This is a genomic window from Streptomyces sp. NPDC059247, from assembly GCF_042754005.1.
In the GTDB taxonomy this organism is placed as follows: Bacteria; Actinomycetota; Actinomycetes; order Streptomycetales; family Streptomycetaceae; genus Streptomyces.
The window spans coordinates 476,564-492,769 of record NZ_JBHYZW010000003.1 but is presented as its reverse complement, the minus strand read 5'-3'; the positions used below and the strand labels follow the sequence as shown (position 1 = coordinate 492,769).

Genomic DNA, 16,206 nt, shown 5'->3' with positions numbered 1-16,206 from the left:
CGCACCTCCTTACCTCCCAGGGAAGACATGACCCAGCATCTCGCCACCCCGGCCGACGCCCCGACCACCGGCACGCACACGGGCTGGTGGAGAGACGCGGTGATCTACCAGGTCTACCCGCGCAGCTTCGCCGACGGCAACGGCGACGGCATGGGCGACCTGGAGGGCGTCCGCGGCCGACTGCCGTACCTGAAGTCGCTCGGCGTCGACGCCGTCTGGCTCTCCCCGTTCTACGCCTCGCCGCAGGCCGACGCGGGCTACGACGTCGCCGACTACCGGTCCATCGACCCCATGTTCGGCTCGCTCCTCGACGCCGACGCCGTGATCCGCGAGGCCCACGACCTGGGCCTGCGCATCATCGTCGACCTCGTCCCCAACCACTCGTCCGACCGGCACGAGTGGTTCCAGCGGGCCCTGCGCGAGGGCCCCGGATCGCCGCTGCGCGAGCGCTACCACTTCCGCCCCGGCCAGGGCGCGGACGGCGAACTGCCGCCCAACGACTGGGAGTCCATCTTCGGCGGCCCGGCCTGGACCCGCACCGAGGACCCGGACGGCACCCCCGGCGACTGGTACCTGCACCTCTTCGCCCCGGAGCAGCCCGACTTCAACTGGGAACACCCCGCCGTACGCGACGAGTTCCGCTCCATCCTGCGCTTCTGGCTCGACATGGGCGTGGACGGCTTCCGCGTCGACGTCGCCCACGGCCTGGTCAAGGCCGCCGGACTGCCCGACATCGGCGACCACGACCAGCTGAAGCTGCTCGGCAACGACGTCATGCCCTTCTTCGACCAGGACGGCGTCCACGAGATCTACCGCTCCTGGCGCAAGATCCTCGCCGAGTACGACGAGGAGCGCGTCCTCGTCGCCGAGGCGTGGACCCCCACCGTCGACCGCACCGCGAACTACGTGCGCCCCGACGAGATGCACCAGGCCTTCAACTTCCAGTACCTCGGCACCCACTGGGACGCCGCCGAGCTGCGCCGGGTCATCGACGAGTCGCTGGACGCGATGCGCCCGGTCGGCGCCCCCACCACCTGGGTGCTCTCCAACCACGACGTCACCCGGCACGCCACCCGCTTCGCCAACCCGGCGGGCCTCGGCACCCAGCTGCGCGAGCCGGGCGACCGCGAGCTGGGCCTGCGCCGGGCCCGCGCGGCGACCCTGCTGATGCTGGCGCTGCCCGGCTCCGCCTACGTCTACCAGGGCGAGGAGCTGGGCCTGCCCGACGTCACCGACCTGCCCGACGAGGTCCGGCAGGACCCCTCCTTCTGGCGGGCCAGCGGCCAGGACGGCTTCCGCGACGGCTGCCGGGTGCCGATCCCGTGGACCGTCGCGGGCGGCTCGTACGGCTTCGGCGCGGGCGGCTCCTGGCTGCCGCAGCCCGAGGGCTGGGGCGCGCTGAGCGTCGAGGCGCAGACCGGCGACCCCGGCTCCACCCTGGAGCTGTACCGCCGCGCGCTCGCCGTGCGGCGGGAGCGGCGCGGTCTCGGCGCGGGCGACGCCGTCGAGTGGCAGGACGCCCCCGAGGGGCTCCTCGTCTTCCGGCGCGACGGCTTCGTCTGCACCGCCAACACCACCGGCCGGGCCCTTTCCGTCCCGCTGCCCGGCCGGTTCCTCCTTGCCAACGAGGAGGTCGGGACCGTCGACGGCACGGCGGTCCTGCCCGCCGACACCACCGCCTGGTGGGCGGTGTGACGGTTCCCCTGCCGAGGGGTGCCGGGTCCGGCACCCCGCGGCTCGCGGACATCGCGGCCCAGTCCGGGGTCAGCGAGGCCACCGTCAGCCGGGTCCTCAACGGCAAGGCGGGGGTCGCGGGAGCGACCCGGCACAAGGTCCTCGCGGCCCTGGACGTGCTCGGCTACGAGCGTCCCGTACGGCTGAAACGGCGCAGCGCGGGCCTGGTCGGACTGGTGATCCCGGAGCTGACCAACCCGATCTTCCCCGCCTTCGCGCAGGTCGTGGAGCAGGTCCTCGCCGGGCACGGCTACACCCCGGTGCTCTGCACCCAGATGCCCGGCGGCGCCACCGAGGACGAACTGGTCGAGCAGCTGGTGGAGCGCGGGGTGGCCGGGATCGTGTTCCTGTCCGGGCTGCACGCGGACGCCTCCGCCGATCCGGCGCGGTACGCCCGGCTGACCGCCCGGGGCGTCCCGTACGTCCTCATCAACGGCTACAACGAACGGATCGACGCCAACTTCGTCTCCCCCGACGACCGGGCGGCGGCCAGGATGGCCGTGCGGCACCTGGTCGAGCTGGGCCACGAGCGCATCGGGCTCGCCGTCGGCCCCACCCGGTACGTGCCCTCGCGGCGCAAGGCCGAGGGCTTCACCGCCGAGCTGTACGAGTCCCTCGGCGTCGAGCGCGCGGAGGCCGAACGGTTCATCAGGCCCACCCTGTTCGGGGTCGAGGGCGGGCACGCCGCCGCCGACATCCTGCTCGCCGAGGGCTGCACCGGCATCGTCTGCGGCTCCGACCTGATGGCGCTCGGGGTGGTCAGGGCGGTCCGGGCCCGTGGCCTCGACGTGCCCCGGGACGTCTCCGTGGTCGGCTTCGACGACTCGCCGCTGATCGCGTTCACCAGCCCCCCGCTGTCCACCGTGCGCCAGCCCGTACAGGCCATGGCGACGGCGGCGGTGGGCGCGCTCCTGGAGGAGATCGAGGGGAACCCGGTGCAGCGCACGGAGTTCGTCTTCCAGCCGGAGCTGGTGGTCCGGGGATCGACCGCGCAGCCTCCCGTGCCCGTTTCCGCCGGGGCGCCGCAAGTCCTCCCGTAAGAAGTCGCGTTCGGGCGTCCGGAGTATTGACCGGGCGCCGGGGCGCTCGTACGGTCACGGCTGAAAACAGTTGCTGATTCTTTCGGCAACTTCTTGCGACACCGACGTCGTACAGGAGGAACCATGGCCAGAAGAACCGTGGCCGCCGCACTCGCCCTCGTGGCGGGAGCCGCCGCCGTGACCGTCACGGGAAACGTTCCCGCACAGGCCGTCCCGCCCGGCGAGAAGGACGTCACCGCCGTGATGTTCGAGTGGAAGTTCGCCTCGGTCGCCCGCGAGTGCACCGAACGCCTCGGCCCCGCCGGATACGGATACGTCCAGGTCTCCCCGCCGCAGGAACACCTCCAGGGCCCCCAGTGGTGGACCTCGTACCAGCCGGTCAGCTACAAGATCGCCGGACGCCTCGGCGACCGCGCCGCCTTCAAGAACATGATCGACACCTGCCACGCGGCGGGCGTCAAGGTCGTCGCCGACGCCGTCGTCAACCACATGGCGAACGGCTCCGGCACGGGAACGGGCGGCACCCGGTTCTCCAAGTACGACTACCCGGGCCTCTACTCCGGCGCCGACATGGACGACTGCCGCACCGCCATCACCGACTACCGGAACCGGGCCGACGTCCAGAACTGCGAACTGGTCCAGCTCCCCGACCTCGACACCGGCGAGGAGTACGTCCGGGGGAAGATAGCCGGGTACCTGAACGACCTGCTCTCCCTCGGCGTGGACGGTCTGCGCATCGACGCCGCCAAGCACATGCCCGCCGCCGACCTCGCCGACATCAAGTCCCGGCTGAGCGACCCGAACGCCTACTGGAAGCAGGAGGCCATCTTCGGCGCCGGAGAGGCCGTCTCCCCGTCCGAGTACCTCGGCAGCGGCGACGTCCAGGAGTTCCGCTACGCCCGCGACCTCAAGCGCGTGTTCCAGGGCGAGAAGCTCGCCTACCTCAAGAACTTCGGCGAAGGCTGGGGGTACATGCCCTCCGGCCGGTCCGGCGTCTTCGTCGACAACCACGACACCGAGCGCGGCGGCGACACCCTCTCCTACAAGGACGGCGCGGACTACACCCTCGCCTCCGTCTTCATGCTCGCCTGGCCCTACGGCTCCCCGGACGTCCACTCCGGCTACGAGTGGACCGACAAGGACGCGGGCCCGCCCAACGGCGGCCAGGTCGGCGCCTGTTACACCGACGGCTGGAAGTGCCAGCACGCCTGGCGCGAGATCTCCTCCATGGTCGCCCTCCGCAACACCGCGCGAGGCCAGGCCGTCACCGGCTGGTGGGACAACGGCAACAACGCCATCGCGTTCGGCCGGGGCTCCAAGGCGTACGTGGCCGTCAACCACGAGCCCACGGCGCTCACCCGCGCCTTCCAGACCTCGCTGCCCGCGGGCACCTACTGCGACGTGCAGTCGAACAGGCCCGTGACCGTCGACGGCTCCGGCCGGTTCACCGCCACCCTCGGCGCGAACACCGCCCTCGCCCTGCACGTGAACGCGGCGGGCTGCGGCGGCACCACCCCCACCACCCCGCCGACCACCCCTCCGGCCGCGTCGGGCGCCTCCTTCGCCGTCACCGCCACCACCGTGCCCGGCCAGGACGTCTACGTCACCGGCGACCGCGCCGAACTCGGCAACTGGTCCCCGGCCGCCGCCCTGAAGCTCGACCCCGCGACGTACCCCGTCTGGAAGCTGACCGCCGGCCTCCCCGCCGGCACCGCCTTCGCGTACAAGTACCTCCGCAAGGACGCCGCCGGGAACGTCACCTGGGAGTCCGGCGCCAACCGCACCGCGACCGTCCCCGCCACCGGCCGCGTCGACCTGAACGACACCTTCCGCGGCTGAACCCCCGCACCCCCAGGGACCGCCCCGGCCGGGGCGGCCCTCGCTTTCCCGTACCTCCAGGGAGAACCCCGTGACACGCAAGAGAACGGCGGTCGTACTGGCCGCCGCCCTGTGCGCCGCCCTCGTGCCCGCGATGCCCGCCGTCGCCGCGCCCCGGCCCCCCGCCCCGCCCTCCGACCGGACACTGGCCGCCGAACCCGCCCGCCAGGAACTCACCCGCGAACAGTTCTACTTCGTGCTGCCCGACCGCTTCGCCAACGGCGACCCCTCCAACGACCGGGGCGGACTCACCGGCAGCCGGACACAGACCGGCTTCGACCCCGCCGACAAGGGCTTCTACCAGGGCGGCGACCTCAAGGGCCTGGCCCAGCGCCTCGACTACATCAAGGGCCTCGGCACCACCGCCATCTGGATGGCGCCGATCTTCAAGAACCGGCCCGTGCAGGGCGAGGGCAAGGACGCCTCCGCCGGGTACCACGGCTACTGGATCACCGACTTCACCCAGGTCGACCCGCACTTCGGCACCAACGACGACCTGAAGAAGCTGATAGCCGCCGCCCACGCCAAGGGCATGAAGGTCTTCTTCGACGTCATCACCAACCACACCGCCGACACCGTCGACTACGCCGAGAAGGAGTACGGCTACCGCCCCAAGGGCGCCTACCCCTACCTCGACGAGGACGGCCGCCCCTTCGACGACCGCACCACCGCCGCAAGGGTCGACGCGGACTCCTTCCCGTACACCCCCGTCGAGAAGGCGAACACCAAGGTCCCCGCCTGGCTCAACGACCCCACCATGTACCACAACCGGGGCGACTCCACCTGGGCCGGTGAGTCCACCGAGTACGGCGACTTCGTCGGCCTCGACGACCTGTGGACCGAACGCCCCGAGGTCGTCGAGGGCATGAAGCGGATCTACGAGAAGTGGGTCCGCGACTTCAAGATCGACGGCTTCCGCGTCGACACCGTCAAACACGTCGACCTGGACTTCTGGACCCAGTGGGCCACCGCCCTCGACGCCTACGCGAAGAAGCGGGGCCGCGAGGACTTCTTCATGTTCGGCGAGGTCTACTCCGCCGACACCGCCGTCACCGCCCCCTACGTCACCCGGGGCCGCCTCGACGCCACCCTCGACTTCCCCTTCCAGGACGCCGCCCGCGCCTTCGCCTCCCAGGGCGCCGGAGCCGACCGCCTCGCCAAGGTCTTCGCCGAGGACTACCGCTACACCACCGACAAGGCCAACGCCTACGAACAGGTCACCTTCCTCGGCAACCACGACATGGGCCGCTTCGGGACCTTCCTCAAGCAGGACAACCCGAACGCCTCCGACGCCGAACTCCTCGGCCGCGACCGCCTCGCCAACGAGCTGATGTTCCTCTCCCGGGGCAACCCGGTGATCTACTCCGGCGACGAACAGGGCTTCACCGGCGCGGGCGGCGACAAGGACGCCCGCCAGCCCCTCTTCGCCTCCCGGGCCGCCGACTACCTCGACGACGACCAGATCGGCACCGACCGCACCCACGCCACCGACGCCTACGACACCGGCCACCCGCTCTACCGCTCCATCGCCGCCCTGTCGAAGCTCACCCGCGAACACCCCGCCCTCCGCGACGGCATCCAGCGCGAACGGTACGCCGAAGGCTCCGTCTACGCCTTCTCCCGTACGGACGCCGGGGACAGGACCGAATACCTCGTCGCCGCCAACGGCGGCACCACCCCGAGGACCGTCACCGTCCCCGTCGACTCCACCGCCTTCCGCACCCTCTACGGCGGCCGGGGCACGGTCACCGCGACCGGCGGCGAAGTCACCCTCACCGTCCCCGCCCTCTCCTCCGTCGTCCTCAAGGCCGACAAGCCCCTGCCCGCCCCCGCCACCGCGCCCGCCGTCACCCTCAGGGCGCCCGCCGCCGGAGCCACCGGCACCGTCGAACTCACCGCCGACGTCACCGGCGGACAGCTCAACCGGGTCGTCTTCGCCGCCCAGACCGGCAACGGCCGCTGGCAGACCCTCGGCACCGCCGACCACGCCCCCTACAAGGTCACCCAGCACCTCACCGCCCCCGCCGGCACCGCCCTGCGCTACAAGGCCGTCGTCGTCGACACCGAGGGCCGCACCGCGAGCGCCACCGCCGCCACCACCGCGGGCGCGCCCCCGGCCCCCGAGAAGCCGGTCGCCGTCCAGCGCCCCTACGCCGTCGTCCACTACCAGCGCGAGGACGGGAACTACGACGGCTGGAAGCTGAAGGCCGCGGGCCAGGAGGCCGCCTTCACCGGCCGCGACTCCTACGGCGCCTTCGCCTGGGTCAAGGTCCCCGAGGGCGCCTCCACCGTCCCGTACACCGTGGAGAAGGACGGCACCGCCGACGGCCCCCGCCGCACCGTCGTCCTCGGCCGCACCGGCGAGGTCTGGATCGCCCGGGGCGAGGACGGCCAGTCCGACACCCACCCCGCCCCGACCGTCCCGGACCGCACCAAGGCCGTCCTGCACTACCAGCGCGCCGACGGCGACCACGAGGGCTGGGGCCTCCACACCTGGACCGGCGCCGCCCAGCCCACCGACTGGTCCAAGCCCCTCATGCCCGTGCGCTTCGACGCCTACGGCGCCGTCTACGAGGTCCCCCTCGCCGAAGGCGCCCGCTCCCTGTCGTACATCCTCCACAAGGGCGACCAGAAGGACCTGCCCACCGACCAGTCCCTCGACCTCGCCACCCACGGCAACGAGGTCTGGCTGCTCTCCGGACAGCCCGCCTACCTGCTGCCCACCTCCGGCGCCGCCCCCGAGCTCGACCTCGGCAAGGCCGAGGCCCAGTGGATCGACCGGAACACCGTCGTCTGGAAGGTCAGGGCCACCGACGCCACCAGCCAGCAGCTGGTGTACGCCCCGGACGGCGGGATCACCGTCACCGACGGCGCCCTGAACACCGAGGGCCAGTGGCTCCGGCTCGGCCGGAGCACCCTCACCGACGCCCAGAAGGCCAAGTTCCCGCACCTCAAGGAGTACCCCGCCTTCACCGTCGACCCGCGCGACGCCGACCGCGTCCGCGACTCCCTGCGCGGCCAGCTCATCGCCACCCAGCGCGCCGCCAACGGGGCCCTGCTCGCCGCCACCGGCGTCCAGACCGCCGGAGTCCTCGACGACCTCTACGCGAAGAAGGCCACCGGCGCCGCCCTCGGCCCCGTCTTCCGCAAGGGCGGAGTCACCCTCTCCGTCTGGGCCCCCACCGCCCGGACCGTCGCCCTCGAACTCGACGGCCGGACCGTGCCCATGCGCCGCGACGACACCTCCGGCGTCTGGTCCGCCACCGGCCCGAAGTCCTGGACGGGCAAGCCCTACCGGTACGTGGTGAAGGTCTGGGCCCCCACCGTCGGGAAGACCGTCACCAACAAGGTCACCGACCCCTACTCCACCGCCCTCACCACCGACTCCGCCCGCAGCCTCGCCGTCGACCTCACCGACCCGAAGCTCGCCCCCCGGGGCTGGAACACCCTGCGCAAGCCCGCCGCCGTACCGCTGCGGGACGCCCAGATCCAGGAACTCCACATCCGTGACTTCTCCGTCGCGGACACCACCGCCCGCGCGGACCACCGGGGCACCTACCTCGCCTTCACCGACAAGGACAGCGCGGGCTCGAAGCACCTGCGCGCCCTCGCCGCCTCCGGCACCTCCTACGTCCACCTCCTGCCCGCCTTCGACCTCGGCACCGTCCCCGAGAAGAAGTCAGGACAGACCGCCCCCGCCTGCGACCTGAAGGTCTACGCCCCCGACTCCGAGGAACAGCAGAAGTGCGTCGCCGCCACCGCGGCCACCGACGCCTACAACTGGGGCTACGACCCCCTGCACTACACCGTCCCCGAGGGCTCCTACGCCACCGACCCCGAAGGCACCCGCCGCACGGTCGAGTTCCGGCGGATGGTCCAGTCCCTCAACGGCGACGGCCTGCGCACCGTCATGGACGTCGTCTACAACCACACCGTCGCCGCCGGACAGTCCGACAAGTCGGTCCTCGACCGCATCGTGCCCGGCTACTACCAGCGCCTCCAGGCCGACGGCACCGTCGCCACCTCCACCTGCTGCGCCAACACCGCGCCGGAGAACGCGATGATGGGCAAGCTCGTCGTCGACTCCGTCGTCACCTGGGCCAGGGAGTACAAGGTCGACGGCTTCCGCTTCGACCTCATGGGCCACCACCCGAAGGAGAACATCCTCGCCGTCCGGGGGGCCCTCGACGCCCTCACCGTCGCCGAGGACGGCGTCGACGGCAAGGCGATCGTCCTCTACGGCGAGGGCTGGAACTTCGGCGAGATCGCCGACGACGCCCGGTTCGTCCAGGCCACCCAGAAGAACATGGCCGGAACCGGCATCGCCACCTTCTCCGACCGGGCCCGCGACGCCGTCCGGGGCGGCGGCCCCTTCGACGAGGACCCCGGCGTCCAGGGCTTCGCCTCCGGCCTCTACACCGACCCCAACGCCTCCGCCGCCAACGGCACCCCCGAGCAGCAGAAGGCCCGCCTCCTCCACTACCAGGACCTCATCAAGGTCGGCCTGACCGGCAACCTCGCCTCCTACACCTTCACCGACACCTCGGGCCGTACGGTCAAGGGCTCCGAGGTCGACTACAACGGCGCCCCCGCCGGATACGCCGCCGCCCCCGGCGACGCCCTCGCCTACGCCGACGCCCACGACAACGAGACCCTGTACGACGCGCTCGCCTTCAAGCTCCCGGCGGACACCGGCCCCGCCGACCGGGCCCGCGCCCAGGTCCTCGCCATGGCCACCGCCACCCTCTCCCAGGGTCCGGCGCTCTCCCAGGCGGGCTCCGACCTGCTCCGCTCCAAGTCCCTCGACCGCAACTCCTACGACAGCGGCGACTGGTTCAACGCCATCCACTGGGACTGCCGCGACGGCAACGGCTTCGGCCGGGGCCTGCCGCCCGCCGCCGACAACAAGGACAAGTGGTCCCACGGAAGGCCGCTCCTGGTGAACCCGGCCCTCACCGTCGGCTGCGCCCAGATCGACGGCGCCTCCGCCGCCTACCGGGACCTCCAGAAGATCCGCACCACCGAGCCGGTGTTCTCCCTCGCCACCACCGAGCGGGTCCAGGACGCCCTGTCCTTCCCGCTCTCCGGCCGCGACGAGACCCCGGGCGTCCTCACCATGCGCCTCGGGGACCTGGTCGTCGTCCTCAACGCCACCCCGGGCGCCACCACCCAGCGGGTCGCCGCCCTGACGGGCCGGGGGTACGCCCTCCACCCCGTCCAGGCCGGGGGAGCGGACACCGTCGTGAAGACCGCCTCCTACACGGCCGCCTCGGGCACCTTCACGGTCCCGGCCCGTACGGTCGCCGTCTTCAAGGCCACCGGCTGACCCGTCCGCACCTCCGCACCTTCACCTCCCTACCTCCGCTCCGACAGGACGCCCCGGCACCGGACTTCCGGCGCCGGGGCGTCCCCGTCGGTTCTTCGGCTCTTCGGTTCTTCCGGTTCTCGGGATCTCCGGGTCTCCGGGTTTTCGGGTCTTCCGGTTCCCCGGGTCAGCGCCCGCGCTGGTCCGGGACGGACGGCTCCACCGCACCGGCCGAAGGCACCAGCGCCACGAGCCGCGCCACCAGCTCCCCGAAGGGCCCGTCGGCGGGCTCGTCCGCGAGCAGGCCCACCAGGATCGCCGCCATCTCGTCGTCGTACGCGGCGCTCACCGCCGCGAGGGCCGCGAAGTCGTGCACCAGCTGCAGTTCCAGCTCCGCGCGCGGCACCCGCCGCCCGTCCAGCCAGATCAGCGCCGTCGACTCCGCGAGCGACACCCAGGAACGGACGACCAGTTCGAGCCGCGCCGAGGGCTTCTCGACCCCCAGATGCGCCAGGATCTGCACGTACGCGGCCTGCCGCACCTCGTCGATCATCGCGTTCGTCGTGGAGGAACCCACGGCGGGACCGCCCCGCATCAGCGCCGCGAACCCCGGTCCGTGATGGTCCACGAAGTCGAAGAAGCGGCCCATCACCCGCAGCAGCCGCGCGCCGAGGGGGCCCTGCGGCGGCTCCACGAACCGGGCCGCCAGCTCGTCGGCGGCCCGCCGCAGCGCCGCCTCGTAGAGGCTCTGCTTGCCGGGGAAGTAGTGGTAGACCAGCGGGCGGGAGATGCCCGCGGCGGCGGCGATCTCGTCGATGGAGACCTCGTCGGGAGAGCGGTGGCTGAAGAGTTCGAGGGCCACCCCGATCAGTTGCTGCTTGCGCTCCTCGACGCCCATCCTGCGGCGTACCCCGGTCGTCATACGAACAGCCTAACGGGGTCCGTTACGCTCCTGCCCCATGAGCGCTTCCGACCAGGACACCCAGGCCGCCGAGCCCCCGGAGGCCACCGAGGCCCCCGCGAGCGACGGGACCGGCGAGAAGACCTCCCCGGGGACTCCCCGGAAGTCTCCGGAGCCCACCGGGACCCCCCGGTCCGAACAGGCCGAAGGGGAAGCGGAGTTCGAGAAGCCGGAGAAGCGCGGAGAAACCGGCGGGGTCCCCGCGCGCGAGCCGGAGCACGAGGACGGGACCCGGGAGGGGGCCGACGGGGAGGCCGACGACGAGGCCGACGGGGAAGAGGCCGAGGAAGAGGCGGCGGAGACCGGCGAGGCGTCGGTCCCGGCGACCGGGCTCACCCCGAAGCAGGCGCGGCGGCTGCGCGTCGCCGTCGCCTCCGTGCTCCTGGTCGCGATGGCCGTGGTCCTGGTGATCCGCCTGGCGAGCCGTACGTCCGTCCTGGTCGTCGGTGTGTACGGACTCGCCATGATCCTCTGCGGCGTCGTGATCGAACTGTCCCGCAACGGCCGCACCCGGCTCGGCACCTGGCTCCTGGTGGGCGGCCTCCTCGCCGCCCTCGCCCTGGACTGGCTGGTCCTGCCGTAGAGGTCGGGCCGGGTGCCGGGTGCCGGGTGCCGGGTGCCGGGTGCCGGGCGCGGGTCGGGAGCGGGCCCCGGCCGGGAGCGTCCACCGGCCGGGCGCGTGCACCGGCCGGGCGCGTGCACCGGCCGGGGACCGGGCACGGCCCAGACGCCGAACTCCGGTCCGGGGGCCGGGGATCCGCCGGGTCAGAGGTCCAGCACCAGCCGTCTCCCCGCGCAGCGGGAGACGCAGATCAGCATCTGGTCGGCCCGTTCGGCGTCGGTGAGCAGATCGTCCCGGTGGTCGATCTCCCCCTCCAGGACCCGCTGTCGGCACGTGCCGCAGAACCCCTGCCGGCAGGAGTACATGAGCCCTGGCAGTTCCGCGTGGACCGCCGAGAGCAGGGACTGGTCGGCCGCGACCTCCAGGACGCGCCCGGAGCGCCGCAGTTCGACCTCGAAGGGCGCGCCACCGGCCGGTGCCGCCGCCGAGAAGCGCTCCAGGCGCGGCGCCCTGCCCTCCGGCAGCGCGGCCGTCACGGCGTCCATCAGGCCCTCGGGACCGCAGCAGTACACCAGCGTCCCGGCGGGCACCTCCGCGAGGAAGCCCAGGTCGGGGCGGCCCGACTCGTCCTCGGCGACCACGGTCGACCGCTCGGCCCCGCCCAGCTTTGCGAGCTCCGCGAGATACGGCATCGAGGCCCGGTCGCGCCCGCAGTAGACGAGCCGCCAGTCCGCACCGGCCGCCTCCGCGGCGCGGACCATCGGCAGGACCGGAGTGATGCCGATGCCGCCCGCGACGAAGACGTACGCCGGGGCTCCGGTCAGCGGGAAGCGGTTGCGGGGGCCCCGGATCTCGATCTCGACGCCCTCGTGGAGCCGTTCGTGGACCTCGCGGGAGCCGCCGCGCCCGCCCCGCTCCTCCTCGATCAGCCGGGTCGCCACGGTGTACGCGGCGGTGTCGGCCGGGTCGCCGCAGAGCGAGTAGGGGCGGACGAGCCCCGAGGGCAGGACGAGGTCGATGTGGGCGCCCGGCCGCCAGGCGGGCAACCCGGTTCCCTCCAGGCGCAGTTCGACGACGCCCTCGGCGGGTTCGGTGCGACGGGCGACGCGGACCCTGCGGGAGACGGTGCGGCCCCGGCCGTGTCCGGAGACGGGCTCGTCGAGCGCGGGCATCGGCCAGAGCGGGGCGGTGGACATCCGGCTCCGGACCGCGCGGCGGACCAGCAGCGCGGCCCCCGCGACCACGGCGACGGCGGCGAACCGGGCCATCAGCGGCCTCCGTTGGCGCCGGGGGAGGTGGCCAGATAGGCCACGGCCTGCGCGGTGTCGCCCTCCTGGGAGGGGTGGTAGGCGCGGCTGAGGTAGCGGGGGACGGAGCGGAGCATGTCGGGGGTGGCGGGCAGCACGCCCTGACGGCCCTTGCGGACGAACTGGCCCAGGGACGCCTTCCCGTCGAGGAGGGTGGGGTCGTTCTCCATGAAGAAGCGGATGCCGCGCTGCCAGAGGAAGACGAGCGTGGAGAAGGCGAGGGCCCAGGTGCGGGCGCGCCGCCGGTAGCCGCCGTCGAGGTGCATGAACAGTTCGAAGGCGACCGCGCGGTGTTCGACCTCCTCGGCGCCGTGCCAGCGCAGCAGGTCGAGCATGGTGGGGTCGGCACCGGCGCGGTCGAGCGCGTCCGCGTTGAGGACCCAGTCGCCGAGGAAGGCGGTGTAGTGCTCGATGGCGGCGATCATCGCGACCCGCTCCATCAGCCACCAGCGGCGCGGACGGCCCGGCGGCAGCGTCCGGTCGCCGAGGAGCTTCTCGAAGAACCAGTCGACCTGCGCGGTGTACGGGGTGGGGTCGAGGCCCTGTGCCCGCAGATGGGGCAGGACGTCGTCGTGGGCCTGCGAGTGGACGGCCTCCTGACCGATGAAGCCGATGACGTCCTCGCGGAGCCGGTCGTCGGTGACGAACGGCAGGGCCTGCCGGTAGACGTGCACGAACCAGCGCTCGCCCGCCGGGAGCAGCAGATGCAGCACGTTGATGGTGTGCGTGGTGAAGGGATCGTTGGGCACCCAGTGGAGCGGGGTCGCCTCCCAGTCGAAGGAGACCTCGCGGGCCTTGAGTTCGACGTGCTCCGACGCCACCGGTGCGGGCTGCGTATTAGACATGCCGTCAATGTACTGAGCGGTATGACGCCGCGACAGGCCCCTGCGGCGTCTTTCTGCCGTACGGGAGGAGGCCCCGCCCGCCGGGGCCCGCCCCCGGCAGGTCACCGGAGCGCGCCCACCCGCCTCCCGTCCTTCAACGTACCGCCCAGTTCCGCCCGCGCCCCGGCCGAGGCCCGTACCGCGAGGACCGGACCGTCCGCACGGCCCGTCACCCCGCCCGAGGCCTCCAGGGACGCGAAGTCCCCGCCGCCCGCCGCCAGGACGTACCAGGCGCCGCGCGGCGCCTGCCAGAGTACGCCCGCGAGCACCCGGGGGTCCCGCACTCCGCAGGAGGGCGAACCCTCCGCCCGTGCCGCGAGCACCGCGGGCACCCGGGGCGAGGGCACCAGGAACTGGGCGAGGACCCTGCTCCCCGTGCCCCGCCAGGTCTCCGCGCGGGTGCAGATCCAGGTGCCGCGCCCGGCGCCCTCCGGCAGCGTCTGCCGGGCGAACGGCCAGGCGTTCACCGACCGGACCCCGCGCGCCCGCACCGCCGCCAGCTGGCAGGCGGTCCGCGCCCACGCGGTCCGCGCCTCCGGGCCCGTCGCGTCCACCGGCGCGGCGGGCGCGCCCCACAGCAGCCGGACGGGGGCCAGCTCGCCCAGGTCCGTGAGGAGCCGCGGCCCCGAACCGTCCCGCAGCTGGAGGGCGTTCCAGCGGACGCAGTCCCGCGCGAGGGCGGGGCTCGTCATCGGATCGGTCACCCCGTCGGCGTCCCGCGCCAGCGGACGCGCCCGCGTCAGGGGCCTCAGGAGGTCCTGCACCCCGGTCTCCTCCACCCAGGGGGCCGTCAGATAGCGGACGTTGCCCGCCGCGCGGGACACCACGAGCGCGGCGGCACCGGGTGTGTCGGCGCCGTCGGTCCTGGCGAAGTCGAGCGCCGCGCCCGCCGCGCCCTCGACCGGTTCCGCGTACCGCACGGCCCGCAGCCCGTCGTGGAGGAGGACCACCCGGACCCCGTCGACCAGCCCCGCGAAGAGGAGTTGCGGCGGTCCCATCGGCGGGCCCACCGGGGTGCCGGGCGTCGCGGACGACCGTACGGACGGCCCGGGGCGGGCCCAGACGGCGAGCGCCCGCCGCAGCAGCGCGCGGTCCCGCACGAGCCCGCCGCGCGCGGGCCACACGGAGAAGTCCTGCCGGGTGGAACCGGGCCAGACGGCCGGTTCCACCCGCCTGAGCGCCCCCGGGTCGAGGGCGGCCTCGGCGGCGGGATTGCGGGCGTACGAGGGCGCGGCGGCGCCGTTCCTGCCCCAGCCGTCCCCGGGCAGGCCCAGCAGCGCACCGCACACCAGCAGCGCGACGAGGGCGACGAGCGAGGCCCGCAGGTGCTGGCGCCGCCGCAGCAGGTCCGTGGGCCGCGCCTGGAGCGCGCAGGGGTCGAACTCGTCGGACTCCAGCAGGGCGCCGCCGCTGCGGCGCGGCCCGGGATCGAAGGCCCGGGGACCACCGCCGACGGGGGGTGCGGACCCGGGCGCGCCGGGACGGTGGGCGGCGCGGTCCGCCCCGACCGCCCCTTCGGACGCCCCGCCCCTCGGAGCCGTACCCGGGCGGCCCGATCCATCCACGTCGGCGCGGCCCGATCCGTCCGTGCCCGCATGGCCCGAGCCGTTCGTGGCGGCGCGGCCCGGTCCGCCCTGCCCGTCAGCCCGGTCGGCGCGGCCGAGGGAGCGGGAGCCCCTCGGATCGGGGAGGCCCGGCCCCACCGGTCCCACCAACCCGGTGGGCTCCACTGGTCCCACCAGCCCCGTGGCCCCCGCTGGCCCCACCGACCCCGCTGGCCCTGCCAGCCCCGGCCCCACCAGCCCCGAGCCTCCCGCCGTCCCCAAGTCGCCCATCGGGGCGGCCCATTGCCCCTCCAAGCCCTGCTCGGCCGTGTCCACCGCGTCCACCGCGTCCACCGCGTCCGCCTCCGCCAGTGCCGCCGCCGGGTCCGGCACTCCGGCCGCCGCCAGGACCCGCAGGACCTCCGGGTCTCCCTGGCGTTCGAGTCCGCGCAGCACATAGGCCGCCCGGCCGGGTCCGGAGAGACGGGACAGGCGCTGGTCCAGGGCGAGTTCGTCCGCGCCGCCCACCCGGGGGAAGAGCCGCAGCCCCCACACGTGCGGGAGCAGCGGCGGGAACTGCGCCCGGCGCGGCAGCGCGAACCGCCGCAGCGGGAGCCCGGCGACCAGCGCCTGCCGCAGCACCTCGCCCCGCACGTACGCGTATCCGGGATCGACCGCGTCCTCGGCGGGCCGGGGCGCGGGCACGGCGGGCCCGGGGACCCGGCGGCGGGGCAGTGAACGCTGGACGAGCGCGTGCGCGGTCAGCACCCGGCGGTTGCGGCCGAGCGACGGCGGCAGGACGAGGTAGGCGATGCGGACCAGACGCGGATAGCGCTCGACGAGCGCGGCCTCGGCCTGCTCGACGTCGACCGGGCCCACGGGCGAGGGGACGAGATCCTGGGTGCTCACGTTCAGCAGAACGAGCGATTCTTCCGATGGTCACCCCGGCCGGGCCCCGCCCGGACCGTGCCGGACCGTCAAGTCGCCCTCA

General features: G+C 73.6%; 9 protein-coding genes. 5 read left to right on the top strand and 4 right to left on the bottom strand.

The window, feature by feature from the left end:
• Positions 1-27 precede the first annotated feature (27 nt).
• The 4 genes from ACFXGN_RS09215 (at position 28) to pulA (ending at position 9,978) form a co-directional block, all read left to right on the top strand.
• Complete coding sequence (locus tag ACFXGN_RS09215) at positions 28-1,695, top strand: glycoside hydrolase family 13 protein (protein ID WP_384855511.1); 1,668 nt, start codon at positions 28-30, stop codon at positions 1,693-1,695.
• The gene (locus ACFXGN_RS09210; protein WP_384855508.1) at positions 1,683-2,774 is read left to right on the top strand and encodes a LacI family DNA-binding transcriptional regulator; all 1,092 of its coding nucleotides are present in this window, start codon (positions 1,683-1,685) and stop codon (positions 2,772-2,774) included. The genes ACFXGN_RS09215 and ACFXGN_RS09210 overlap by 13 nt, the downstream gene beginning before the upstream one ends.
• Before the next feature lie 123 nt (positions 2,775-2,897).
• Positions 2,898-4,613, top strand: a complete 1,716-nt coding sequence (locus tag ACFXGN_RS09205) for a carbohydrate-binding module family 20 domain-containing protein (RefSeq protein ID WP_384855505.1) — start codon at positions 2,898-2,900, stop codon at positions 4,611-4,613.
• A gap of 133 nt (positions 4,614-4,746) precedes the next feature.
• Entirely contained in the window at positions 4,747-9,978 is a 5,232-nt protein-coding gene (gene pulA / locus ACFXGN_RS09200; RefSeq protein WP_384855917.1) for a pullulanase-type alpha-1,6-glucosidase, read from the top strand.
• 166 nt (positions 9,979-10,144) lie between these two features.
• Here pulA and ACFXGN_RS09195 read toward each other — a convergent pair whose 3' ends face one another.
• Positions 10,145-10,879 carry a TetR/AcrR family transcriptional regulator gene (locus ACFXGN_RS09195; RefSeq protein WP_384855502.1) on the bottom strand — a complete coding sequence of 245 codons (735 nt, stop codon included), beginning with the start codon at positions 10,877-10,879 and terminating at the stop codon, positions 10,145-10,147.
• Between the two features lie 37 nt (positions 10,880-10,916).
• Between ACFXGN_RS09195 and ACFXGN_RS09190 the strand changes: the two genes are divergently transcribed.
• Positions 10,917-11,501 carry a hypothetical protein gene (locus ACFXGN_RS09190; RefSeq protein ID WP_384855501.1) on the top strand — a complete coding sequence of 195 codons (585 nt, stop codon included), beginning with the start codon at positions 10,917-10,919 and terminating at the stop codon, positions 11,499-11,501.
• A gap of 182 nt (positions 11,502-11,683) precedes the next feature.
• On the opposite strand, the gene ACFXGN_RS09185 is transcribed toward ACFXGN_RS09190, so the two are convergent.
• The 3 genes from ACFXGN_RS09185 to ACFXGN_RS09175 all read right to left on the bottom strand — a co-directional run bounded on the left by ACFXGN_RS09185 (position 11,684) and on the right by ACFXGN_RS09175 (position 16,133).
• On the bottom strand, positions 11,684-12,748 hold the full coding sequence (locus ACFXGN_RS09185) for a PDR/VanB family oxidoreductase (protein ID WP_384855499.1): 1,065 nt from the start codon (positions 12,746-12,748) through the stop codon (positions 11,684-11,686).
• Positions 12,748-13,632 carry a metal-dependent hydrolase gene (locus tag ACFXGN_RS09180; protein WP_384855496.1) on the bottom strand — a complete coding sequence of 295 codons (885 nt, stop codon included), beginning with the start codon at positions 13,630-13,632 and terminating at the stop codon, positions 12,748-12,750. The genes ACFXGN_RS09185 and ACFXGN_RS09180 overlap by 1 nt, the downstream gene beginning before the upstream one ends.
• 101 nt (positions 13,633-13,733) lie before the next feature.
• On the bottom strand, positions 13,734-16,133 hold the full coding sequence (locus tag ACFXGN_RS09175) for a hypothetical protein (protein WP_384855914.1): 2,400 nt from the start codon (positions 16,131-16,133) through the stop codon (positions 13,734-13,736).
• Positions 16,134-16,206: the final 73 nt, after the last annotated feature.